Genomic DNA, 24249 nt, shown 5'->3' on the forward strand with positions numbered 1-24249 from the left:
CCTTACTTTTAGTATCGTTTTTTTGCTTTTTTGCAGGTGAAAATCGAGCGGCACCAACGTTAACACTTCAGTAATAATATTTAAATATTGTTTATAAATTATATTAAGATTTTAAAAACGTTAAAAATACGTTGAATCTTTATAGGGTTATTCACAATATTTTCTGGAAACAGACGCTCCAGAAAGGTACTATGCGGCGCGTTGTGATTCACCGCACGGACGCCTGTCGGTCTGCTGTTATCAGGCCCTTTCCGACCTGAGAGTAAATATGTCTGTAACCCCTTCGTCTCCTGCTCTGGCAGCGGAACACACGGTCAGTGGCGTTCTTCGCGCCCCACGTCTGCTGGTACGCGAAACGCTGGCTGGGGTGATCACCGCGCTGGCGCTGATCCCGGAAGTGATCTCCTTTTCGGTGATTGCCGGCGTTGACCCGAAAGTCAGCCTGATTGCCTCAGTGGTGCTTTGTCTGGCAATGTCTTTCATGGGCGGTCGCCCGGCGATGGTCACGGCAGCAGCCGGTTCAGTTGCGCTGGTGATAGGCCCGATGGTGCACCAGCATGGCGTACAGTACATTCTGCCAGCGGTCGTATTAGCCGGGTTTATCCAGATTCTGTTTGGCGTTACCGGGATGGCGCGCCTGATGCGTTTTATTCCCGCCGCCGTCATGACCGGGTTTGTGAACGCCCTCGGTATTCTGATTTTTTTCGCCCAGGTCCCCCATTTCTGGAGCAAAAGCCCGCTCATCTGGGGGCTGTTTGCCTTAACGCTACTCATTGTGTTGTGGGTGCCGCGCGTTATTAAAAGCATTCCTGCGCCGCTGATTGCCATTGTTTTATTGACGCTGTTTACCGCAACCACCGGACAATTGCTGCCGACCGTTGGTGATGAAGGCGCAATGAGCGGCGGGCTACCGGGACTGACGCAGCTGTTAGTGCCGTTGAATCTGCAAACGCTGACAATTATCTGGCCCTGCGCGCTGAGTATCGCCTTTGTGGGCCTGATGGAGTCTCTGCTGACGGCGAAACTGGTTGATGACCTGACGGTCACGCCGTCGAACAAAAATCGTGAAAGCGCGGGTCTGGGGTTCGCCAACATTCTGGCGGGCTTTTACGGCGGCATTGCTGGCTGCGCGATGATCGGACAGACCATCGTGAATGTGGAGATGGGGAAAGGCCGTAGCCGCGTGTCGACGATCGCCGCCGGGTTGATTTTACTGCTGCTGGTCACCGCGCTGAGCGACGTGATGGCGAAAATCCCGATGTCGGTTCTGGCCGGGATCATGGTGATTGTGGCGGTGAAAACGTTCAGTTGGCACAGTATCCAGCCCGCCACCCTGACGACACTGCCCGTGGTGGAAACGCTGGTAATGGTCATTACCGTTGGCGCAACGGTCTCCACCGGCAACCTGGCGATTGGCGTGGTTGCCGGGGTGGTGGCGATGGGATTACTGCCTCGCGTCGTGAAACGTAAACGACGCACTACATCAGAAACAGCGTCGCCAGCCCAAGAAAAATAAAGAATCCGCCGGTATCGGTAATCGCGGTGATCATCACGCTCGAGCCGACCGCCGGGTCGCGCCCGAGCTTCACCATCGTCATCGGGATAATCACCCCCATCAGCGCCGCCATTAACAGGTTCAGCATCATTGCCAGGGTCATCACCCCGCCGAGCGCCATGTCGTCGTACAGCCACCAGGTGATCCCGCCCATAATCCCCCCCCAGACGAGGCCATTGACCAGTGCCACCCCCATCTCGCGCAGAATAAGAAACGTCAGGTTGCCCGGCTGGATGTTTTGTAACGCCAGCGCCCGAACAATCATGGTGATGGTCTGATTACCGGTATTCCCGCCGATCCCGGCGACAATGGGCATCAGCGACGCTAACGCCACCAGTTGTGAAATGGTGTGTTCAAAGCCATCAATCACGCGCGAGGCAATGAACGCAGTACACAGGTTGATAGCCAGCCACGCCCAGCGCGTTTTCACCGCTTTGGGAACGGGCGCAAAAACATCCTCTTCGGCGCTCAATCCGCCCATTCGACGCAGATCGGTGTCCGTCTCTTCGTAGACCACGTCGACGATCTCGTCGATCGTCAAGCGTCCCATCAGTTTACCGGCAGAATCGACTACCGCCGCACTGACCAGGTTGTCACGCTCGAAGGTACGCGCCGCATTTTCCGTTTTATCTTCCGGGGCGAAGGTCAGCGGATCGTCATCCATCACCTCGCTGACTTTGCACTGCACGTCATTGAGCAAAATACAGGTCAGGGTTAGCTCACCGACCAGCGTTTTGTCGCGACGGGTGACAAACAGTTTGTCAGTGTTTTCCGGCATCTTGCCCAGACGACGCAGATAACGCTGCACTACTTGCAGCGTCACATCCGGGCGCACGGTGATGACCTCGAATTCCATGATCGCGCCGACGCGATTCTTTTCGTAATGCATGACCTGGCGCACGCGGGCCCGCTCTTCGGGCGGCAGCGTCGCCAGCAACCGGCCTGTGAGGTTACGCGGCAGGTGCTGAACCAGGTAAATCTGTTCGTCGATGTCGAGATATTGCAGCGCCTCAAGCAGTTCCCGATCGGTCATTTCATCGATCAGGTCATCCCAGACGTTTTCGGACGCCTCAAGCAGGACGTATCCACGCTTTTCACTCTGAATCAGCCGCCAGAGGGCGTGACGTTCTTCCGACGGGAGCGCTTCAAGGGTATCCGCCAGGTCAGGTGGTGGAAGATGGTCGACCAGCGCGCCTACCTCAGCAATATCGTCGGCTAACGTTCCGACATCATATTGCTCAGCCAGGGTGAGCTTGCCTAACAGGGTGGAAACAATGGCTTTATCGGTGGTAAGCAGCCAGATCAGCCGCGCACGCTCTTCATCGCGCAGCCTTGCGCTGTTTTGGTGTTTTGCGAACATTAATCATAAATCCATGATACGAGATGCCATTAAGCATGGCGCGAGGTTATGTAAATAACAATAAACGGGGGCGTCAGATGAATAAAAAAACAACCGTTGTCCCGAAACGCCTTGCGCCATCGGGACCACGGTCAGATGAATCAGGCCGTGCGCGCGACGGCATCGCGTGACGCAGCATCACGCTCATCGCCCACCAGCTCAATCAGTTGTCCGTTACGCATTTCCAGCAAACGATCGGCGTGAATAAAATAGTGGTCGTCGTGACTGATGGCGAAAATGGTTTTCCCCATCTCCTGCATCAGCGGCAACAACACCTGGTAAAACTCGCGGCGGAAGTGCGGATCCTGATCGGCCGCCCACTCATCGAGCAGGATAATGTCGCGATCTTCCGCCAGAGCCAGCAGCAGCGCCACGCGCTTTTTCTGCCCCTTCGACAGTTTCAGATTCAGGATCCGGCCATCGCTCAGTTCCAGTTTGTGCGCCATTTTCAGGTGCCCCAGCCACTTCTCAACCAGAGCAGGATCGGCCGGTTTGCCTTCTGGTCCCAGTAGCTGGTCAAACAGCCAGACGTCGGTAAACACCGCGGAAAAGAGCTTGCGATAATCTTCCGGCTTTTCGGCGCTGACAGGCTTACCGTCCAGCAAGATCTCCCCGGACTGCGGCTGGTACAGCCCCGTCAGCAGCATCGCCAGCGTCGATTTGCCGCTGCCGTTACCGCCGATTAAGAACAGCAACTCACCGCGATTGATCGTCAGATTCACCGGCCCCACGGAGAACGCGTTGTCCTGATAGTGGAACATGACGTTACGCAGTTCGAGGGTTTTCCATCCCGGGAACGCCTGCGGGCGCGGAAATTCTGCTTTAAACGGTGCCAGCGCGAATGTGTTCAGCTTGTTGAAAGCAACCTGCGCCGTAAGCAGCGTAGGGAGTGCCCCCACCGCCGACAGCAGCGGCGTGCGCAGGAATAAAAGCGTTAACGAGTAGGTCGCCGCAACGTTGGTATCCGCCCAGCCGAGACTGTTTGCCATCCAGAACACCAGGCCAATCGCGCCGAGCATCATAATGTTCGACCAGTTTACGGCGCTGAGGTGGAAGGTATCGGCGCGAATAATGTGGTGGCGATACGCTTTGGCATCCGGAATATAGAGGTTGTTGAAGATATGTTCCGCCCGCTCGCGGTTGAGCGTCAGCTCTTTGCGTCCTTCCAGCACCGTCTGATAATCGTTATACAGCTTATCTTCGGTTTCGCGCAGCGTCGCCATGTGCCGGTAAACCCGCGATACCAGCATAAACCCGCCCCAGATGGTTATGACCATCCAGATAGCGGTCACCAACAGCATTTTGGTCGACAGCATCGCCAGATACGCCGCCGAACCGACGGTCAGAATAATCCCCTGCACCAGTTCAGGCAGACGAACAAAAGCGATGGTGATATTGCGCACGTCGCTGGTCAACCCGGCCAGCAGAGAGGCACTGCCCAGTTGTTCAATACGTTCCACGTGCGTATCGAGAATACGCTTGATGAATTCACTGCGCAGACGGAAGACAAAGTGGTGTCCCAGCGTGGTGAGCGCCAGTTGTGAACCCAGCGTCACCGCCATCAGCAGTAACAGTAGTCCGAGAAATTCCGGTAAAACCAGCAGAGAGGGATCCGCAGTCTCAATAAGACGCTGATTGATAAAAGCGATAAGGCCAATCCCCAGCGCCGCGCTGACGAGGCTGAGCGCCATCACGCAAATAAATGGCCAGCGATACTGCCGCCAGACAAGAAGAAGTAGTTCCATTCATACAACCCGGACAAGGAATAACAGCCCGCAGTTTAAACATCTCAACGCGTTCAGCAATAATAATTCTTATTTTTATTCTTTTTTACCCGCCTGGCGAAAAGTCAGATTGTAACGACAGTCGGCGGTCGCCGGATGGAACCCAGCCTTCAGCGGCTGAATTCCGTGGTAAAACAAGCGCGATTCGCCGCCCCAGACCACTACATCGCCATGTTCCAGTAGAACGCGCGTCAGCGGATCGCTACGTTTCAGGCCGCCAAACTGAAAGACAGCCGGTAATCCCAGCGAGACAGAAACAATGGGCGCCCGCAGATCCGGCTCGTCTTTATCCTGGTGCAGCGAAAGCTTTGCGCCAGGCGCATAGCGGTTGATCAGGCAGGCGTCCGGCTGATAATCCGTATAGCCTGCCGCCGTTGCCGCCTGCTGACACAACCGCAGGAAGGACGGCGGAAAATCCGGCCAGGCGTCCCCCGTCAGCGGATCGATTGGCGAATAGAGGTAGCCGTGACGGTCGGTCGTCCAGCCCAGCCGTCCACAGTTAGTCATCGCCACCGACATGGTGTAACCGCCGGGGGTGATCATCTGGCGAAACGGCGACCGACGGGCGACCGCCTCAATCTCCTGCACCAGTTGCAACGCTGTGTTGAAGGCAAAGCGACGCAAAATGACGGCACCAGGTGCCAGCGGTTCCTGCCAGGGCTGCGAATCGGCAAACAAATCAAGCATTATGCCCCCTCATCAGGAGACTCACGTCGCAGGATTTGTGCCTTACGCGACACGCCCCAGCGATAACCGGAAAGCGAACCGTCGCCTCGCACAACGCGGTGACAGGGGATCACGATCGCCAGTTTATTCGCGCCACAGGCGCTGGCGACGGCACGAACCGCGTTCGGCTTACCGATGGCTTTTGCCAGTTGCTGGTAGCTGACGGTCTCACCGTAAGGGATCGCCCGCAGCGCCTGCCAGACCTGTTGTTGAAACGCGGTACCCTGAATATCCAGCGGCAACGACAGCGCGGCATCACGCCCGTCAATACTGGCGATAACGTGGCGAATACGCTGCAGGAAAGCGGGATCGGCGGGTTGAGCCTGAGCGGCCGGGAACAATGTCTGCAGTTCAGCCTTCAGCGCCGCATCGTCATCCCCTAACAAAATGGCGCAAATCCCCCGCTCGCTTTCCGCCACCAGACAGCGTCCGAGTGAGCAATCCGCCAGCGCATAGCGCACCGCCAGCTTGTCACCGCCGCGACGGAACTGCTTCGCCGTCATCCCAAGCGTTGCATCAGCATTACGATAGTAGCTGCTGCTGTCCGGGAATCCGGCATTCAGAATCGCCTGCGTCACGCTTTCGCCGTGGCTCAGGGCGTCGCGCAGTCGGCGGGCGCGATACGCCTGCTGCCACGCTTTTGGCGTCATCCCGGTCGTGGCTTTGAACACGCGATGCAGATGGTACGGACTCATCGCCACCTGTTCAGCCAGCGCATCGAGCGTGATGGGGCTCTCCTGCTCCAGAAGCTGACAGGCAAGCGTAATTTTATCCAGTCGATGCTGCCGGGCGTTGGCTTTATCCGGCTGACAGCGTTTACACGGGCGAAACCCGGCCAGCAACGCGGCCTGCGCGTCAGGAAAGAAGCGGACATTTTTACGCAGCGCATGTTTTGCCGTGCAGGAAGGTCGGCAAAAGATGCCGGTCGTCTGCACCGCAAAGACAAACTGTCCGTCAGCCTCAGAATCACGTTCCAGCACCGATTGCCAGCGCTGGTCGTCATTTACGCGTAGAGAATTTTTCATACTGGACTCCTTCGTTAAGCATAGTGCCTGCTTAGCGGCAGTGTGTCCGAAACCCATCACACGAAAACCCGCAATCTTGCTTTTTAATTTTGTTCACGAATGAGAAAACTTTCAAACTGCGGAGACATCCAGGTTTTGAATCCCTCCCCCTCTTTGATAATCATGTACACCGCCAGCCCTTCCCGGCGTACGACCTCTTTGGCTTTCTCCGTGCCGAGCACCATCAGTCCGGTATCCCAGCCATCCGCTTCCAGCGCCGTTGGCGCTATCACCGTCACTGACACCAGATTATGCTCAATGGGGCGTCCCGTCTGCGGATCGATAACATGAGTGAGGCGTTTTCCGTTCAGCTCATAATAGTTGCGATAGCTGCCGGAGGTACTAATACCGTGCCCGTTAATATCCACCACCGCCTGAACCGCGTTTTCACGGTCGGTAGGCTTCTGGATCGCCACCCGCCACGGATGCCCTTCAGCGTTCATCCCGCGACTGTTCAGCGCCCCCCCGACAGAGACCAGATAGCGTGCGATACCTTCGCGCTCCATCAACTGTGCCAGGTGATCGGCGGCATAGCCTTCACCGACAGTGGAGAGATCGACAAACAAATCTGGCAGATCTTTTTGCAGGTACTGCTGTTTCGCCTGGTTGATCACCGACAGGTGCTGCAACCCGCTGTTGGCTTTTGCCGCATCAATTTGCGCCTGCGTCGGGATCTGGACCGGTTGCTTGTCGGGACCAAACCCCCACAAGTTCACCAACGGCCCAACGGTGATGTCCATCGCCCCCTGGGTTTTTTGCCCAATACGCAGCGCTGAGGTAACAATGTCCGCCATTGCCTCGTTGACGGGCCAGGGAGAAAGACTTTTCGACTGGTTGAAGCGCATCAGCGCCGAATCATTTTTATAAGTGGAGAGCAGTTGGTCGTCGGCATCCAGTTGCGTCTGAATTTTCGTTTGTAGCGCCGCTGCTGATTTGGCATCGACTCCGACCACGCTCACGCGCCAGAAGGTGCCCATTGTTTTCCCTTCCAGCACGACCGGAGCCGCGGCAGGCGTTTGCGCCGCGTCCGGTGCGTTATCGCACCCGGTAAAAAAGAGAGTCACAGCCAGTAAGGCCGCACGAGCAACGTTCATTTCCATACGTGATTGTCCTCCTGCAAAAGAGGCGCAAGAGTACACCAAAAACCGGCGGTTGTACGCCGAAAAACCGCACAAAAAAAGGCCCCGCAGGGCCTTTTATCGACATTAAGCAAACTTAGAACTGGTAAACCAGGCCCAGTGCAACAACGTCGTCGGTGCTGATACCGGCATCACGAGTGAAGTTGTTGTCATCCAGCAGGTTGATTTTGTAATCAACGTAGGTGGACATGTTTTTGTTGAAGTAGTAGGTTGCGCCCACATCAACATATTTCAGCAGATCTTCATCGTCGTAGTTACGACCGTTGAGAGTCCCCAGGTTTTTACCTTTGGACTGCAGGTAAGCAACGGACGGACGCAGACCGAAGTCGAACTGGTACTGAGCAACCACTTCGAAGTTCTGCGCTTTGTTTGCCCAACCTTCGCCGCCTACACGCGTTGCGTTATAGGTCTGAGTGTACTGCGCCGCCAGGTACAGGTTGTTAGCGTCGTATTTCAGGCCACCGGTGTAGGTTTCAGCGCGATCGCCGTTACCCAGGTAGATCGCTCTGTTCTGCTCATCAGTACGTTTGGAGCTGCTCACTGCCGCACCCAGACCGAAGCCTTCGCCGATGTCATAGGTTACAGAACCGCCAACGCCGTCACCGTTCTGACGCAGCGCTTCACGACCGTTGTTAGTCACGCCGGTGTAAGCGATGCCATCAGCACCTTCACCAGATGGGCTACCGTTTTTACCCTGATACTGCAGGGCAAAGTTCAGGCCATCAACCAGACCGAAGAAATCAGCGTTACGGTAAGTCGCGAAGCCGTTACCACGCTGCTGCATGAAGTTATCAGAACCGTAGGTATCCCCACCGAATTCTGGCAGGACGTCGGTCCAGGACGTGACGTCATACACAACGCCGTAGTTACGACCGTAGTCGAAAGAACCCGCATCGCCGAATTTCAGACCGGCGAAGGCAACACGAGTCCAGGAGTTGTTTTCGGATTCAGGCGCGTTACCCTGGATCTGATACTCCCACTGGCCGTAACCGGTGATCTGATCGTTAACCTGGGTTTCGCCTTTGAAGCCGATACGCATATAGGTCTGATCGCCATCAGCGTTTTTATCATCGGAGAAATAATGCAGACCGTCGACTTTACCGAACAGGTCTAATTTGTTGCCGTCTTTGTTGTAAATTTCAGCCGCATTTGCTGCGCCTGCTACCAGCAGTGCTGGTACCAGGAGGGACAGTACTTTAACTTTCATGTTATTAACCCTCTGTTATATGCCTTTATTTGCTTTTTTATGCCACTGCATACTGATTAACCCTCATTAACCAGTCGGCAAGTTCATTCTCCTCAAAATTGCAGAATAATCCAACACGAATATGATACTAAAACTTTTAAGATGTTTCATTTATCCACATAGATGTTTCAAAATGTAAATTCCAAGGAACTTTTTTTTTGCTTCAAAAAGACAAAAAATAAGCACGATCACTCAAGAAATATATAAAATACATATAAAACAATTAATTACACAAATAAGTTTGATAGCACTGAATGACAAAACAAAATCGTCATGCATCTCTAAAATATCTCTCGCTATCATCATTAACTTTATTTATTACCGTCATTCATTTCTGAATGTCTGTTTACCCCTATTTCAACCGGATGCGATGCGTCCGGTTTTTTTTTACCCTTCTTTACACTTATTTTCTCTTTATGTGCTACCGCATAAAAATAATAACAACTATTAACTATTTACCTTCACTCAGTCACTGACTGATATCAGAAACCGATTTCTTGTTATTTCGTGCTATTTCTTCACACTTGACGGGGAATATGTGTACGCCTCTGGTGGGCCTGTACACTTTTACGCCATTTAACTGATGAATTCTTTTTGGCAAAAAATGCAGAACATCAATGAGTAGAGAGTGTGGAAATTCACACCGTACCCTTTATACTGCCCTTTCACCTTCTGCGTTGTTTTACAGGTCATAACCACGAATGAGTCAGTCTGATACAACGGCTACGTCCCGATTTTCCCTCCTGCCGGGAAGCATTACCCGTTTCTTTTTATTGCTGATCATTGTGTTGCTGGTGACGATGGGCGTGATGGTGCAAAGCGCGGTTAACGCCTGGTTGAAAGATAAAAGCTATCAAATCGTCGATATCACCCATGCAATTCATAAGCGTATCGATACCTGGCGTTACGCGACCTGGCAAATCTATGACAACATCGCCGCGACGACGAATCCGTCGAGCAGCGAAGGATTGCAGGAAACGCGCCTGAAACAGGACGTTTACTATCTTGAAAAACCACGGCGAAAAACCGAAGCGCTGATCTTTGGCTCGCATGACAGCTCAACGCTGGAAATGACGCAGCGCATCTCGTCCTACCTCGACACGCTGTGGGGCGCTGAGACGGTGCCGTGGTCCATGTATTATCTCAACGGGCAGGATAACAGCCTGACGCTCATCTCGACGCTGCCGTTAAAAGATCTCTCTTCAGGATTTAAAGAGTCGACCATCGGCAGCATTGTCGATTCCCGTCGGGCAGAAATGCTCCAGCAGGCCAATGCGCTTGACGAACGGGAAAGTTTCTCATCGCTGCGTCGGCTGGCGTGGCAAAACGGCCACTATTTTACGCTGCGAACCACGTTTAATCAGCCGGGACACCTGGCGACCGTTGTCGCGTTTGACCTGCCCATCAACGACTTAATTCCTCCCGGCATGCCACTGGACAGCTTCCGCCTTGAGCCTGACACGACTCCAGCCAGCGCACGCAATGCAGATAAAGAATCGCCCGACAGCGTAAGCATCAGCTTTAACAGTTCGAAAATTGAAATCTCGTCGGCGCTGAACTCGACGGGAATGCGCCTGGTCTGGCAGGTGCCGTTTGGCACCCTACTGCTCGATACGCTGCAAAACATCCTGTTACCGCTATTGCTGAATATCGGGCTGCTGGCGCTCGCCCTGTTCGGCTATACCACCTTCCGCAACCAGCCGGGACGCACAACGGAAGTCGCGCCCAATACCGCAGCTAATAATGAGCTACGGATTCTGCGTGCGATTAACGAAGAGATTGTCTCCCTACTGCCGCTGGGTCTGCTGGTGCATGATCAAGAAGCGAACCGCACGGTGATGAGTAACAAAATTGCCGACCATCTGTTGCCGCATCTGAATCTGCAAAACATCACCAGCATGGCGGAACAGCATCAGGGCGTGATCCAGGCGACCGTCAATAACGAGCTGTATGAGATACGCCTGTTCCGCAGCCAGGTCGCTCCACGCACCCAGATCTTTATTATCCGCGACCAGGATCGTGAAGTGCTGGTGAACAAAAAGCTCAAACAGGCTCAGCGGTTATATGAAAAAAATCAGCAGGGCCGCGTCGCCTTTATGCAAAACATCAGCGAGACGTTGAAAGAGCCGGTCAAAACGCTGGCAGCGGAAGTTGCCCAGTTGCAAACGTCTGATGCACAGCAACTGGCGAATCATGCCGATGTACTGGTCCGCATGATCGATGAAATTCAACTGGCGAACATGCTGGAAAACGACGCCTGGAAGAGTGAGCCTACCCTCTTCTCGGTTCAGGCGTTAATTGACGAAGTCGTCCCGCAAGTGCTGCCCGCGATGAAGCGTAAAGGCCTGCAACTGCTCATCAACAACCATCTGAAGGCAAACGACGAACGACATGGCGATCGCGATGCACTGCGACGGATCTTACTGCTGTTGATGCAGTACGCGGTAACAACTACCCAGATTGGCAAAATCACGCTCGAGGTTGATCAGGACGAATCGGTGGCCGAGCGCCTGACGTTCCGCATTCTGGATACCGGCGAAGGCGTGACGTTAAGCGAAATTGACAACCTGCATTTCCCGTTCATCAGTGAGACGCAGAAAGACCGTTACGGTAAAGCCAATCCGCTGGCCTTTTGGTTATGCGATCAGCTGGCGCGTAAACTTGGCGGACATTTGAGCATAAAAGCGCGAGATGCGCTGGGTACACGCTATACAGTCCATGTTAAAATGACGCCGCTCGACCAGCATAAAGAAGACGAAGAGCGTCTGCTGGATGATGTCAGCGTGATGATCGACGTGACCTCTAACGAGGTGCGCAATATCGTGCTTCGCCAGTTGGAAAACTGGGGAGCGACCTGCATCACCCCGGATGAGAGACTCATAAGTCAAGAATATGATCTCTTTTTAACTGATAATCCGTCTAATCTTACTGCCTCCGGCTTGCTTTTAAGCGATGATGAGTCAGGCGTGCGGAAAATTGGCCCAGGCCAGCTTCGCGTCAACTTTAATATGAGCAACGCTATGCAGGAAGCTGTACTACAACTAATTGAAGAGCAACTGGCACAAGAAGCGATCCCGGAATCCCCTCTGGGAGGTGATGAAAACGCCGAACTTCATGCCAGCGGTTATTACGCACTATTTGTAGACACAGTACCGGATGATGTTAAGAGGTTGTATACTGAGGCTGCAATCAGCGATTTTGCTGCGCTAGCCCAAACGGCTCACCGCCTGAAAGGCGTGTTTGCCATGCTAAATCTGGTACCCGGCAAGCAGTTATGTGAAACGCTGGAACATCTGATTCGTGAGAAAGATGCTCCAGGAATAGAAAAATACATCAGCGACATTGACACCTACGTCAAGAGCTTGCTGTAGCAAGGTAGCCTTTACATGAACAATATGAACGTAATTATTGCCGATGACCATCCGATTGTACTGTTCGGTATTCGCAAATCACTTGAGCAAATCGAGTGGGTGAATGTTGTTGGCGAATTTGAAGACTCCACAGCACTGATCAACAACCTGCCAAAATTAGATGCACACGTGTTGATTACCGATCTCTCTATGCCGGGCGACAAGTACGGCGATGGGATCACCCTGATCAAATACATCAAGCGTCATTTCCCAAGCCTGTCGATCATTGTTCTGACCATGAACAATAACCCGGCAATCCTGAGCGCGGTGCTTGATCTCGATATCGAAGGGATTGTCCTGAAACAGGGCGCGCCAACAGACCTGCCGAAAGCGCTGGCTGCGCTGCAGAAAGGCAAAAAGTTCACCCCGGAAAGCGTCTCTCGCCTGCTGGAAAAAATCAGCGCGGGCGGCTACGGTGACAAACGTCTCTCTCCGAAAGAGAGTGAAGTTCTGCGTCTGTTTGCCGAAGGTTTCCTGGTGACTGAAATCGCCAAGAAGCTGAACCGCAGTATCAAAACCATCAGCAGCCAGAAGAAATCAGCAATGATGAAACTGGGCGTTGAAAACGATATCGCACTGCTGAACTATCTCTCTTCCGTGACCCTGAGTCCGGCAGACAAAGACTGATTCTTGCAGACGTAAAAAAGCCCGGTAAGTTTCAGCGCTTACCGGGCTTTTTTATGCTCGCGTTTTCCTGACCCGCTCCGCATACACCGCCAGCGTCTGCCTGATAACGTCCAGCGTGACCGGCTTCGACAGGCAACTGTCCATCCCCGACTCCAGACAGCGCTGCTTCTCTTCGGCCAAAGCGTTGGCCGTCACCCCAACTACCGGTAAAGTCAGCCCTAACTGACGTATGCGCTGTGTCAGTCGATAGCCATCCATATTCGGCATGTTTACGTCGCTCAGCACGATATCGATATGGTTTTTGCTCAGCACGTTCAGGGCATCCACGCCGTCATTGGCGGTTTTGCACTGATACCCGAGCGATCCCAGTTGATCGGCCAGCAGACGGCGGTTAATCGGATGATCGTCAACCACCAGGATCATCATGTCATCATTGGTGGCCGCCGCTTTTTCCGGAGCCGGTAACGCGGAAGAGAGCTCCTCATCGTCCAGCTCAATACGGTAGATCCGGGCCAGCAGCGCCGGCAGTTCATGTGGCGACGCCACGCTGTGCACCCATTCCCCCGGCACCCTTTCCAGTGGAATACCAATGTGGCGCCGACAGAAAATCACCGCTGCCCGCCCCTGCCACGGCTGTTCCAGGGCATCGTCGGTGATCAACATGTCATCACTCGCCGGTGTCTGCCCTTCATAACGCATCACCTCAACACCGTTACGCGTCAGGCTGTTTTCGACAAACTGGCACAAAGACGCATTACGCACCGCCAACCAGCAACGTGTTCTGGTAAGTCCATCAAGCCCTTTTTTCGCCGGATACTGCGCGCCATACAGCGGAATACGCACTGTAAACTGGCTCCCCATCCCTGGTTCAGAATCAACCGAAATGTCACCATCCATCATGCTGATCAGCTTTTCGCAAATCGCCAGTCCCAGCCCCGTTCCCTGGAAATTGCGCTGCACACCCGTACCGACCTGGAAGAACGGATCGAACAAGCGCACCACTTCTTTCGCCGGGATCCCGACGCCGGTATCCCGCACCCGAATGCTAAGATAATCATCGTCGCGGCTGACATGCAGCACAATGCAGCCGATGTCGGTGAATTTAATCGCGTTGCTCAACAGATTAGAAATCACCTGTTGCAGGCGCATCGGATCGCCATTAAGCGCAACCGGCACATTCGGTTCGATAAAGCAGTACAGCCCGAGCTGCTTGCGCACCACCAGCGGCAGATAGTTCGCGGTAATGTGGCTCATCACCTCACGTGGCGAGAATTCACGCGGCTCAATTTTCAACTGCTCCGATTCGATTTTCGAGAAGTCGAGAATGTCACTGATGATTTTCAGCAGCAGACTGGAAGAGTTATTCATCGCCGTCACCAGGCGATCGACCCCTTTTGGCAATTCTTTGGTTTGCAGCAGATCAAGGTTACCGATAATGCCATACAGCGGCGTGCGCAGCTCGTGGCTGACGGTCGCCAGGAACATCGATTTCGACTGACTCGCCTGTTCAGCCGCCTGCGCCATCTCCTGCAACGACTCCTCCATTTTGACGCGGGCGGAAACATCCACTAGCACGCAAATCGCCACGTTTTCATTGCGATAGCGGGAATGGACGAAGCTAATCTGCAAATTGGTGTTATTGCTGGTCAGCACATCGACAAAGTTCACCTGCTGTCCACAGATGATTTGAGTCAGCCGCTGTCGATCCTCATGGGTGAGCATGTTCAGGTAGGTATGGGCCAGCTCGTTACTGAGGATGTTAATACCGTCAACGGTGCGCAGAATACAGATCCCGACCGGTGCGGACGCGACAATCTTACGGTTAAACTGCTCATGCTCTTCCAGCCGTTGGGCGTCGCTTTCCGCCGGAATAAAGATTCGTCGTTCGTACATCCGCGCGAGAGTAAACAGTGCCGCACCTACCAGCACGTTCAGCAGAATGGCATTCAGAATCAGCATCCGGATCCGTTCCAGCACCAGATCGACCGGAACGGAATAGACAATGCTTAACGAAGACGGCGGCAGATTTTTCTTCAGCACCAGCTCACGAAAGCCCGGCGTATAGCCAAACCAGGAGCGTTCCTGCATCCAGCGAGGTTCCGCCTTGATGGTACTTTCCGGCCCGGTCAGCGAAATCAACGCATGCCCATTTTCATCCAGAATGGTCACGCCCATCGGCAGACTGCCCGGCGTAAAGAAGTTTTCCATTCGAATGGATTGTTCAATGCCCAACAGCGCCTGCAGGCGGTTTGCCAGATAAACCGGCGTCAGCGCGTAGAAATAGCCAATCCCTGGACGTGGTCCCTGCGCCACCCAGTAGAGGTTGTTTCCGGATTCATCCTGCGGCGCGTTGCGGTACTTCATAATCCGCTCGTGCAGCGTTTTCAGCGCGTTATCGCGCTCGACGGGCATATCGCGCAGGCCGAAATTCGCCATGCAGAGATTATCGCTGCCAATGAGAAATACACGATTCAGATCGTACGCAGCGGAAAAGTTGTCACGCCAGTAGCGCATGAACCACGCCAGCGACTCCAGCGATCCGCGCCAGGCGTTGCCCATTGCCGCGCAGTCGGAATCGGCAAACAGCGGCTGAAAGGTCGGCACCTCGGTTTTATCGTCACGCGACCGCGAAGACAACACGCCGTTCTCCGCCGTCAGGCGATTCTCCGCGATGTACTTGAGCTCTTTCATCACATCCGACGTGCGCTGAATGTAGCGCTGGGCCTGATCGGAACTGAGATTAAACTCCTGGCGGATCTCTGACTCCCGCTGATGCAAGGCGTTCACAATGTAGAACACCGAAGCAAAGGCAATCAGCAGCCAAATCAACAGCGCCAACGCTCTGAACAGATAGCGCGAGATTTTCAGGGTCGTGCGAAAGGATGCAAGGTATTTCAAAAGGGCGAAGCTCCGCCTCAGGCGATAAATGGAGTGTGGTTAAGGTAGCGGTAAATGCGCGTCGTCGCAATGCCCGCGCCTGCGTTTGCGGGAATATGATACACCGCTGAGAAACAGTTGCCGCAACCCCCGATAATTAGCGTTTGTCAGAAAATGGGTCACAGGGATGCCAGCATGCGCTTTTTGAGAGGGTTATACCCGCGACGCTTACGCAATCAGATGATCCTGATGGCGCTTCTGATGGTCATCGTGCCGACGCTGTCGATTGGTTATATCGTAGAAACCGAAGGACGGTCAGCAGTCTTATCTGAAAAAGAGAAAAAATTATCTGCCGTTGTACACCTGCTCGATCAGGCGCTGGGCGATCGCTTTACCCATTTTACGGCGCTGCCGCGGGACGAACGTATTCAGGCGCTGAATACCGAACTCGGCCCCATCACCGAGCGGATCACTCAGGCATTTCCGGGCGTCGGCGCGGGCTACTATAACAAAGCGCTGGATGCGATTGTGACCTACGCCCCTTCCGCGCTGTACCAAAATAACGTTGGCGTGACGATTGCCGCCGATCACCCCGGACGCGAAGTGATGCGCAGCAATGCCCCGGTCGTCTTTTCCGGTCGCCAGGTGCGCGGCGATATTCTTAACTCAATGATCCCCATCACCCGGGATGGCGACGTGCTGGGCTACATCTGGGCGAATGAGTTGACGGAAGATATCCAGCGTCAGGCGTGGAGGATGGACGTGCGCATCATGGCGGTGCTGGCGGCAGGTCTGCTCTGTAGCCTGCTCTTGATCGTGCTGTTTTCCCGACGCCTTGGCACCAATATCGACATCATCACGGACGGTCTGTCGACGCTGGCGCAAAAAACGCCAGCGCAACTTCCCAATCTGCCTGGCGAACTGGGGCAAATTAGCCGCAGCGTTAACGCGTTGGCGCAAACGTTGCGTGAAACGAAAACCCTTAACGATCTGATCATTGAAAACGCCGCCGATGGGGTGATCGCAATCGACAGACAGGGCGATGTCACCACCATGAACCCTGCGGCGGAAATGATTACCGGCTATACGCTCAATGAACTGGTCGGTCGCCCCTATGCCACCCTCTTCTCCGACCCGCATTTTGCCAGCCCGGTTCTCGATACCCTGGCGCACGGGACGGAGCATCTGGCACAGGAAGTTAGCTTTCCGGCGCGCGACCGCACCATTGAACTCAGTGTCACCACCAGCCGTATTCATAACCCCAATGGTGAATTGATCGGTGCGCTGGTGATTTTTTCCGACCTGACCGCCCGCAAAGAAACGCAGCGTCGCCTGGCGCAAACCGAGAGACTTGCCACTTTGGGTGAACTGATGGCCGGGGTGGCGCATGAGGTACGTAATCCGCTCACCGCCATCCGGGGTTATGTGCAGATCATCCGTCAACAAACCAGCCTGCCTGTGCATCAGGAATATCTGTCCGTGGTACTAAAAGAAATTGATTCCATCAACAAAGTCATTCAGCAGTTGCTGGATTTCTCCCGGCCGCGACAAAGCCAGTGGCAGCAAGTGCTGCTCAATTCGCTGATCGAAGAGACGCTGATTCTGGTGCAAACCTCCGGCGTTCAGGCACGGATCACGTTCAACTTTGAACAGGATACGGGGCTGCCTGCCATCGTTGCCGATCGTGAGCTGTTAAAACAGGTGATCCTCAATCTTTTGATTAATGCCGTGCAGGCCATCAACGCACGCGGTGAAATCCGCATTCGCACCTGGCAATATTCAGCCACGCAACAAGCCGTGGCGATTGAAGATAACGGCGGTGGGATCGATATCGCGCTACAGAAAAAGATTTTTGACCCCTTTTTCACCACCAAAGCCTCAGGAACAGGGCTTGGACTCGCGCTCAGCCAACGCATTATCAATGCTCATCAGGGCGATATTCACGTCGCCAGCATGCCCGGATGTGGCGCGACGTTTACCCTTATTTTACCGATTAACCCACAGGGAAACTTGTCAGTATGAAAACCCGCTACCGTATCCTCATTGTGGATGACGAAGATAACGTTCGTCGCATGCTCACCACCGCCTTTTCGCTACAGGGGCATGAAACGCACTGTGCCAGCAACGGGGAGGAAGCGTTGCAGCGCTTTGCCGACGCTCCACCGGATGTGGTGCTGATGGATATCCGCATGCCGGAAATGAACGGGATCGACGCCCTGAAAGTCATGCGCACTCAGCAGCCGCGCATCCCCGTGATCCTGATGACCGCTTACGCCGAAGTCGAAACCGCCGTCGAAGCATTACGCAGCGGGGCGTTTGATTACGTGATCAAACCTTTCGATCTCGATGAACTGAATTTACTGATCCAACGCGCCCTGCAACTGCAGGCGATGAAACAGGAGATCCGCAGCCTGCATCAGGCGCTGAGCACCAGCTGGCAGTGGGGACATATCCTGACCAACAGTCCGCGGATGATGGATATCTGCAAAGACACGGCGAAAATTGCCCTGTCGCAGGCCAACGTTCTGATCAGTGGTGAAAGCGGTACCGGCAAGGAGTTGATTGCGCGCGCTATTCACTACAATTCGCGCCGGGCAAACGGTCCGTTTATCAAAATCAACTGCGCCGCGTTACCGGAGTCGCTGCTGGAAAGCGAGTTGTTCGGTCATGAAAAAGGGGCTTTCACCGGCGCACAAACTCAGCGTCAGGGACTGTTCGAACGCGCTCATCAGGGAACGCTGCTACTCGATGAAATTGGTGAAATGCCGCTGGTGCTCCAGGCTAAATTACTGCGCATTCTGCAGGAACGGGAATTCGAACGCGTGGGCGGGCATCAGACGATTCAGGTGGATATCCGCATCGTCGCTGCCACCAACCGCGATCTCCATGCGATGGTGAAAGAAGGCGCTTTCCGTGAAGACCTGTTCTATCGTCTGAATGTGATTCATCTGCAACTTCCCCCGCTGCGCGAACGACGGGAAGACATTGCGCTGCTGGCTAACCACTTCCTGCAGAAATTCAGTTCGGAAAATCAGCGCGACATTATTGAGATCGATCCGGCGGCCATGTCGATGCTTACCACCTGGCCCTGGCCCGGAAACATCCGCGAACTTTCAAACGTCATTGAGCGGGCGGTGGTGATGAATACCGGTGCCGTCATTTTTGCAGAAGATCTGCCTGCCCCGCTCCGCCAGCCGGTGGGTGGTGGCAGCGAGATAAAGGCCACACAGCCCGGTGAACGCAATCTGAAAGAAGAGATTAAACGCGAAGAGAAGCGGATCATTATCGAGGTACTTGAACAGCATGAAGGAAACCGCACCCGCGCCGCCCTGATGTTAGGCATCAGTCGACGTGCCCTGATGTATAAATTGCAGGAATACGGTATCGATACGGCAGGCTTGTAGAACCAGAATCTGCTATGCAGAATTTTGCACAGTGCGCAAAATTCTGCATAGCATCCGCACTAAGATCACACAACACCCCCATGAATATTTAATTATATTCAACAGGTTAACTAATATCCCTGTCCGTTAGCCATTCTGGCATCCCGCTTGCTATTCCCTTTGTGTACCCAAAATGGAGTATGCAAAAGGGAAACATAATGAAAACAAAACTGATTACCTTACAGAACGCTGCCGGATTCTTTCGTGACGGCATGACCATCATGGTTGGTGGTTTTATGGGGGTCGGGACCCCGCCCCGCCTTGTCGAAGCCTTACTTGAATCCGGCGTCAGAGACCTGACACTGATCGCCAACGATACCGCCTTTGTCGATACCGGCATCGGCCCGCTGATCGTCAATGGCCGGGTGAACAAAGTCATTGCGTCCCATATCGGCACTAACCCGGAAACCGGGCGTCGGATGATCGCCAAAGAGATGGACGTTCAGCTGGTGCCGCAGGGTACGCTGATTGAACAGATCCGCTGCGGCGGTGCTGGACTCGGCGGCTTCCTGACCCCAACCGGCGTCGGCACGATTGTGGAAGATGGCAAACAAACCCTGACGCTTGACGGCAAAACCTGGCTACTGGAGCGACCGTTGCGTGCCGACCTGGCACTCATCCGCGCGCACCGTGCCGACCCACTCGGCAACCTGACCTACCAACTCAGCGCCCGCAACTTCAACCCGCTTATTGCCCTCGCCGCCGATATCACCCTGGTGGAACCTGACGAACTCGTTGAGACAGGCGATCTGTTGCCTGACCAGATAGTCACCCCCGGCGCCGTTATCGACCATATCGTCATGCCACAGGAGAGCAAATAATGGATGCTAAACAACGTATTGCGCGCCGTGTGGCGCAAGAACTTCGCGATGGTGATGTTGTGAATTTAGGCATTGGCCTGCCGACGATGGTCGCCAACTATCTGCCGGATGACATTCATATCACCCTGCAATCAGAGAACGGATTTCTCGGACTGGGACCGGTCACGACCGCGCATCCCGATCTGGTGAACGCCGGTGGTCAACCCTGCGGAATATTGCCGGGTGCGGCGATGTTCGACAGCGCGATGTCATTCGCGCTGATTCGTGGCGGCCACGTCGATGCCTGCGTACTGGGCGGGTTGCAGGTTGATGAACAGGCTAACCTCGCGAACTGGGTCGTGCCCGGCAAAATGGTCCCTGGGATGGGCGGCGCGATGGATCTGGTAACCGGAGCGCGCAAAGTGATTATCGCGATGGAACACTGCGCGAAAGACGGCTCGGCGAAAATCCTTCGCCACTGCACCATGCCACTGACGGCCCAACATGCGGTGCATATGCTGGTTACCGAACTCGCCGTGTTCCGCTTTATCGACGGCAAAATGTGGCTGACGGAAATCGTCGACGGGTGCGACCTCGATACTCTGCGAGCAAAAACAGAAGCGCAGTTTGACATTGCCGCCGATCTGGTCGTTCAGCGAGGTGAAGCATGATCGGCCGTATCTCGCGTTTCATGACGCGCTTCGTCAGTCGCTGGCTGCCCGATCCCCTGATTTTCGCCATGCTGCTGACGCTGTTGACGTTCGGCATCGCGCTGTGGCTGACGCCGCAAACGCCGATCAGTATGGTGCGTTTCTGGGGGGATGGCTTCTGGAATCTGCTGGCCTTCGGGATGCAGATGGCGTTGATCATCGTGACAGGTCACGCGCTGGCCAGTTCCGGTCCGGTGAAAAACCTGCTGCGTACTGCCGCGTCTGCCGCAAAAACGCCCGCGCAGGGCGTAATGCTGGTGACCTTCTTTGGCTCCGTCGCTTGCGTCATTAACTGGGGCTTCGGTCTGGTAGTGGGAGCGATGTTTGCCCGTGAAGTTGCCCGTCGCGTGCCGGGATCCGATTATCCGCTGCTGATTGCCTGCGCTTATATCGGTTTTCTGACCTGGGGCGGCGGCTTCTCCGGCTCGATGCCCCTGCTGGCGGCAACGCCGGGTAACCCGGTGGAACACATTGCGGGCTTGATTCCGGTCAGCGACACCCTGTTTACCGGTTTCAACATCTTCATCACTCTCGGTCTGATTGTGGTCATGCCGTTTATCACCCGCATGATGACGCCAAAACCGTCGGATGTTGTCAGCGTCGATCCGAAACTGTTGATGGAAGAGCCTGATTTCCAGAAGACCTTGCCAGCAGATGCGCCTCCGTCCGAAAAACTGGAAGAGAGCCGAATCCTGGCGCTGATCATTGGGGCATTAGGCATCGCTTATCTCGGGATCTACTTCGCCGAGAAAGGGTTCAACATCACCATCAACACCGTCAACCTGATGTTTATGATTGCCGGTCTGCTGCTGCACAAAACGCCGATGGCCTATATGCGCGCCATTAGTGCCGCTGCGCGCAGCACCGCCGGTATCCTGGTGCAGTTCCCGTTCTATGCCGGTATCCAGTTGATGATGGAGCACTCCGGTCTCGGAGGACTCATCACCGAGTTCTTCATCAACGTCGCCAATAAAGACACCTTCCCGGTCATGACCTTCTTCAGCTCTGCGCTGATCAACTTTGCCGTGCCGTCAGGCGGTGGTCACTGGGTTATTCAGGGACCGTTCGTCATGCCAGCCGCGCAAGCGCTAGGGGCCGATCTGGGTAAATCCGTGATGGCGATTGCCTACGGCGAGCAGTGGATGAACATGGCGCAACCCTTCTGGGCGCTTCCCGCACTGGCCATCGCCGGGTTGGGGGTTCGCGACATCATGGGGTACTGCATCACCGCCCTGCTTTTCTCCGGTGTCATTTTTGTTGTCGGTCTGACCTTTTTCTGACGGCAGCGACTCACTTTTAAGGAACAGAAGATGAAAAATTGTGTCATCGTCAGCGCAGTACGTACCGCCATCGGCAGCTTCAACGGCGCGCTGGCCACCACCAGTGCCATCGAACTTGGCGCGACTGTGATTAGCGCCGCGCTGGAACGCGCGCAACTCGACCCGCAACGTGTGGATGAAGTGATCATGGGCAACGTGTTGCAGGCCGGTCTGGGACAAAACCCGGCGCGCCAGGCACTGTTAAAAAGCGGCCTTAGCGAAACCGTCTGCGGGTTTACCGTCAACAAAGTCTGCGGTTCAGGGCTCAAAAGCGTCGCACTGGCCGCCCAGGCAATTCAGGCCGGTCAGGCACAGGCGCTGGTTGCTGGCGGCATGGAAAACATGAGTCTGGCCCCCTATCTGCTGGATGCGAAAGCCCGCTGGGGTTATCGCCTCGGCGACGGCCAGTTGTCGGATGTGATTCTGCGTGACGGTCTGCTCTGTGCCACCCATGGTTATCACATGGGGATCACCGCCGAAAACGTCGCCCGTGAATACGGTATCAGCCGCGACATGCAGGATGAGCTCGCACTGCTCTCTCAGCAAAAAGCGGTCGCCGCCATCCATTCTGGCGCCTTTGAGGCCGAAATTGTGCCGGTCAGCGTCACGTCGCGTAAAAAAACCATTGTCTTTGACCGCGACGAATTCCCCAAGGCTGACTCAACAGCAGAAGGTCTTGCGGCACTGCGTCCGGCGTTTGATAAGGCCGGCACCGTCACCGCTGGCAACGCCTCTGGGATCAACGACGGCGCGGCCGCGCTGGTGGTCATGGAAGAATCTGCCGCACTGGCGGCAGGACTGAAACCGCTGGCACGCATTAAGGCATATGCCAGCGGCGGCGTCGCGCCAGCGCTGATGGGGATGGGGCCGGTACCCGCCACGCAGAAAGCCCTGAAACAATGCGGATTGCAGCTTTCCGATATCGATCTGATTGAAGCCAATGAGGCGTTTGCCGCGCAGTTCCTTGCCGTCGGCAAGACGCTGGGCTTCGACCCACAAAAGGTGAACGTGAACGGTGGCGCGATTGCGCTTGGGCATCCGATCGGCGCCAGCGGCGCGCGGATCCTGGTGACATTGCTGCATGCGCTTTCCGCCAGGGATAAAACGCTGGGTCTGGCAACGCTGTGCATCGGCGGCGGTCAGGGCATTGCAATGATTGTGGAAAGGATGAATTAATCCCTGGGGTCCCCTGGTTAGACACTAAATCCTTCGAGTCGCAGGACAACAGGCAGCAGGCATTTTGAACAACGCTTGCGCTGGCTTAAAGGGACGAGGCTCATGGACGAGCCGGATCGCTCCATCGCCAACACAGAGGCTGCTTGAAGGATAAAGTGTATCTGTCATAATAAACAAAACCGAGGGACCTCAATGAACATTATCGAACAACTTCAGTTACTGGTAAAAACAGGTACGCACGCGGAGCAAACAATTAGCCGTTACATTCTGGCTACATTATCGGGCGCGGAAAAACTGACGTCGACGGCAATTTCAAAAAAGACGCAAACCAGCCAACCCTCCATTGTTCGCTTTGCGCAATCTCTCGGTTATACCGGCTTTACTTCATTTAAATATGATTTAATTAAGTGTCTGCGCAGCGAACCTGAGGCACTGCTTCCGGCCCAGGCAACGAAAAACAATGTTATTCTTGGCGAGTTTATTAATAATAATAACCCTGCGGCCCTTAATACTTTTTTTGAAATTATTAATTCCAGCCGTAACCTCTATTTCTGTCATCCGCGAGAACTGAGTTCATTACTCAGCAATATCATTCAGGATTATAGTGATATTGGTAAAGTCTGCATTCCCGTAGAGTACCAGAATGCCCATTCATTGCTGACAAACACCCTGACGGATTGTGATTCCGTGATCCTGCTTCCTGGACTCAAAGATGAGCCGGATAATCAACTCATTACCTTGATTCGCGAGCATGAGGCCGCCTCACTGGCAGTCTCCTGCCATCAGAGCGGCGCGACGCTTGCCGATGTAACCTTATATACGCCTCAGTCCAGCGTCAGCCCCCTCAGTTTCGCCGCACTGAAAATGTCTTTACACACGCTTTTTTTCCACGCGCTGCAATATTGCTATCTGAATATGAATAATGAAAAGGCGCCTCATAAACGATGATCATCGACCGGGTTGAGGGGGAATAA

At 54.5% G+C, this 24249-nt stretch carries 17 protein-coding genes; 10 read left to right on the forward strand and 7 right to left on the reverse strand.

Annotated elements, in window-relative coordinates:
- Nucleotides 1–268: 268 nt before the first annotated feature.
- Nucleotides 269–1516, forward strand: coding sequence for a SulP family inorganic anion transporter (locus tag HVX64_RS15355; RefSeq protein WP_044258590.1), 1248 nt, complete (start codon nucleotides 269–271; stop codon nucleotides 1514–1516).
- Here HVX64_RS15355 and mgtE read toward each other — a convergent pair.
- From mgtE to HVX64_RS15385, 6 genes are all read right to left on the reverse strand, one after another.
- Nucleotides 1479–2915 (reverse strand): magnesium transporter, encoded by a 1437-nt coding sequence (gene mgtE, locus HVX64_RS15360; protein ID WP_044258589.1) that lies wholly within the window; start codon nucleotides 2913–2915, stop codon nucleotides 1479–1481. The two genes, HVX64_RS15355 and mgtE, sit on opposite strands and share 38 nt — an antisense overlap.
- A 140-nt stretch (nucleotides 2916–3055) precedes the next feature.
- Nucleotides 3056–4699 (reverse strand): multidrug ABC transporter permease/ATP-binding protein, encoded by a 1644-nt coding sequence (locus tag HVX64_RS15365; protein WP_044258587.1) that lies wholly within the window; start codon nucleotides 4697–4699, stop codon nucleotides 3056–3058.
- A gap of 75 nt (nucleotides 4700–4774) precedes the next feature.
- Entirely contained in the window at nucleotides 4775–5425 is a 651-nt protein-coding gene (gene alkB, locus HVX64_RS15370; RefSeq protein WP_044258586.1) for a DNA oxidative demethylase AlkB, read from the reverse strand.
- Entirely contained in the window at nucleotides 5425–6489 is a 1065-nt protein-coding gene (gene ada, locus HVX64_RS15375) for a bifunctional DNA-binding transcriptional regulator/O6-methylguanine-DNA methyltransferase Ada (RefSeq protein WP_044258584.1), read from the reverse strand. Before ada ends, alkB begins: the two co-directional genes overlap by 1 nt.
- Nucleotides 6490–6572: 83 nt before the next feature.
- Nucleotides 6573–7628, reverse strand: coding sequence for an FAD:protein FMN transferase ApbE (gene apbE, locus HVX64_RS15380; RefSeq protein WP_043000070.1), 1056 nt, complete (start codon nucleotides 7626–7628; stop codon nucleotides 6573–6575).
- 115 nt (nucleotides 7629–7743) lie between these two features.
- Nucleotides 7744–8874 carry a porin OmpC gene (locus tag HVX64_RS15385; protein ID WP_043000069.1) on the reverse strand — a complete coding sequence of 377 codons (1131 nt, stop codon included), beginning with the start codon at nucleotides 8872–8874 and terminating at the stop codon, nucleotides 7744–7746.
- A gap of 740 nt (nucleotides 8875–9614) precedes the next feature.
- On the opposite strand from HVX64_RS15385, the gene rcsD reads away from it, so the two are divergent.
- Entirely contained in the window at nucleotides 9615–12284 is a 2670-nt protein-coding gene (gene rcsD, locus HVX64_RS15390; protein WP_044258583.1) for a phosphotransferase RcsD, read from the forward strand.
- Nucleotides 12285–12299: 15 nt separating this feature from the next.
- Entirely contained in the window at nucleotides 12300–12950 is a 651-nt protein-coding gene (gene rcsB, locus HVX64_RS15395) for a response regulator transcription factor RcsB (protein WP_001061917.1), read from the forward strand.
- 51 nt (nucleotides 12951–13001) lie between these two features.
- Here rcsB and rcsC read toward each other — a convergent pair whose 3' ends face one another.
- On the reverse strand, nucleotides 13002–15848 hold the full coding sequence (gene rcsC / locus HVX64_RS15400; protein WP_044258582.1) for a two-component system sensor histidine kinase RcsC: 2847 nt from the start codon (nucleotides 15846–15848) through the stop codon (nucleotides 13002–13004).
- Between the two features lie 174 nt (nucleotides 15849–16022).
- On the opposite strand from rcsC, the gene atoS reads away from it, so the two are divergent.
- From atoS to HVX64_RS15435, 7 genes are all read left to right on the forward strand, one after another.
- On the forward strand, nucleotides 16023–17849 hold the full coding sequence (gene atoS / locus HVX64_RS15405; RefSeq protein ID WP_044258580.1) for a two-component system sensor histidine kinase AtoS: 1827 nt from the start codon (nucleotides 16023–16025) through the stop codon (nucleotides 17847–17849).
- On the forward strand, nucleotides 17846–19231 hold the full coding sequence (gene atoC, locus HVX64_RS15410) for an acetoacetate metabolism transcriptional regulator AtoC (protein ID WP_044258579.1): 1386 nt from the start codon (nucleotides 17846–17848) through the stop codon (nucleotides 19229–19231). The genes atoS and atoC overlap by 4 nt, the downstream gene beginning before the upstream one ends.
- A gap of 197 nt (nucleotides 19232–19428) precedes the next feature.
- Nucleotides 19429–20091 (forward strand): acetate CoA-transferase subunit alpha, encoded by a 663-nt coding sequence (gene atoD, locus HVX64_RS15415; protein ID WP_043000064.1) that lies wholly within the window; start codon nucleotides 19429–19431, stop codon nucleotides 20089–20091.
- Nucleotides 20091–20741, forward strand: coding sequence for a 3-oxoacid CoA-transferase subunit B (locus tag HVX64_RS15420; RefSeq protein WP_043000063.1), 651 nt, complete (start codon nucleotides 20091–20093; stop codon nucleotides 20739–20741). Before atoD ends, HVX64_RS15420 begins: the two co-directional genes overlap by 1 nt.
- Entirely contained in the window at nucleotides 20738–22060 is a 1323-nt protein-coding gene (locus HVX64_RS15425) for a TIGR00366 family protein (RefSeq protein ID WP_043000062.1), read from the forward strand. The genes HVX64_RS15420 and HVX64_RS15425 overlap by 4 nt, the downstream gene beginning before the upstream one ends.
- Before the next feature lie 30 nt (nucleotides 22061–22090).
- Nucleotides 22091–23275 carry an acetyl-CoA C-acetyltransferase gene (locus HVX64_RS15430; RefSeq protein WP_044258577.1) on the forward strand — a complete coding sequence of 395 codons (1185 nt, stop codon included), beginning with the start codon at nucleotides 22091–22093 and terminating at the stop codon, nucleotides 23273–23275.
- A 192-nt stretch (nucleotides 23276–23467) separates the two neighbouring features.
- Nucleotides 23468–24223, forward strand: coding sequence for a MurR/RpiR family transcriptional regulator (locus HVX64_RS15435; protein WP_044258574.1), 756 nt, complete (start codon nucleotides 23468–23470; stop codon nucleotides 24221–24223).
- Nucleotides 24224–24249 lie beyond the last annotated feature (26 nt).

It is taken from the genome of Citrobacter sp. RHB20-C16, assembly GCF_013890155.1.
GTDB classification, from domain to species: domain Bacteria; phylum Pseudomonadota; class Gammaproteobacteria; order Enterobacterales; family Enterobacteriaceae; genus Citrobacter_A; species Citrobacter_A amalonaticus.

Excerpts from the sequence above, each read along its gene's own strand:
- HVX64_RS15355 (WP_044258590.1), top strand. The coding sequence starts at position 269 with ATGTCTGTAACCCCTTCGTCTCCTGCTCTGGCAGCGGAACACACGGTC.
- mgtE (WP_044258589.1), bottom strand. The coding sequence starts at position 2,915 with ATGTTCGCAAAACACCAAAACAGCGCAAGGCTGCGCGATGAAGAGCGT.
- HVX64_RS15365 (WP_044258587.1), bottom strand. The coding sequence starts at position 4,699 with ATGGAACTACTTCTTCTTGTCTGGCGGCAGTATCGCTGGCCATTTATT.
- alkB (WP_044258586.1), bottom strand. The coding sequence starts at position 5,425 with ATGCTTGATTTGTTTGCCGATTCGCAGCCCTGGCAGGAACCGCTGGCA.
- ada (WP_044258584.1), bottom strand. The coding sequence starts at position 6,489 with ATGAAAAATTCTCTACGCGTAAATGACGACCAGCGCTGGCAATCGGTG.
- apbE (WP_043000070.1), bottom strand. The coding sequence starts at position 7,628 with ATGGAAATGAACGTTGCTCGTGCGGCCTTACTGGCTGTGACTCTCTTT.
- HVX64_RS15385 (WP_043000069.1), bottom strand. The coding sequence starts at position 8,874 with ATGAAAGTTAAAGTACTGTCCCTCCTGGTACCAGCACTGCTGGTAGCA.
- rcsD (WP_044258583.1), top strand. The coding sequence starts at position 9,615 with ATGAGTCAGTCTGATACAACGGCTACGTCCCGATTTTCCCTCCTGCCG.
- rcsB (WP_001061917.1), top strand. The coding sequence starts at position 12,300 with ATGAACAATATGAACGTAATTATTGCCGATGACCATCCGATTGTACTG.
- atoS (WP_044258580.1), top strand. The coding sequence starts at position 16,023 with ATGCGCTTTTTGAGAGGGTTATACCCGCGACGCTTACGCAATCAGATG.
- atoC (WP_044258579.1), top strand. The coding sequence starts at position 17,846 with ATGAAAACCCGCTACCGTATCCTCATTGTGGATGACGAAGATAACGTT.
- atoD (WP_043000064.1), top strand. The coding sequence starts at position 19,429 with ATGAAAACAAAACTGATTACCTTACAGAACGCTGCCGGATTCTTTCGT.
- HVX64_RS15420 (WP_043000063.1), top strand. The coding sequence starts at position 20,091 with ATGGATGCTAAACAACGTATTGCGCGCCGTGTGGCGCAAGAACTTCGC.
- HVX64_RS15425 (WP_043000062.1), top strand. The coding sequence starts at position 20,738 with ATGATCGGCCGTATCTCGCGTTTCATGACGCGCTTCGTCAGTCGCTGG.
- HVX64_RS15430 (WP_044258577.1), top strand. The coding sequence starts at position 22,091 with ATGAAAAATTGTGTCATCGTCAGCGCAGTACGTACCGCCATCGGCAGC.
- HVX64_RS15435 (WP_044258574.1), top strand. The coding sequence starts at position 23,468 with ATGAACATTATCGAACAACTTCAGTTACTGGTAAAAACAGGTACGCAC.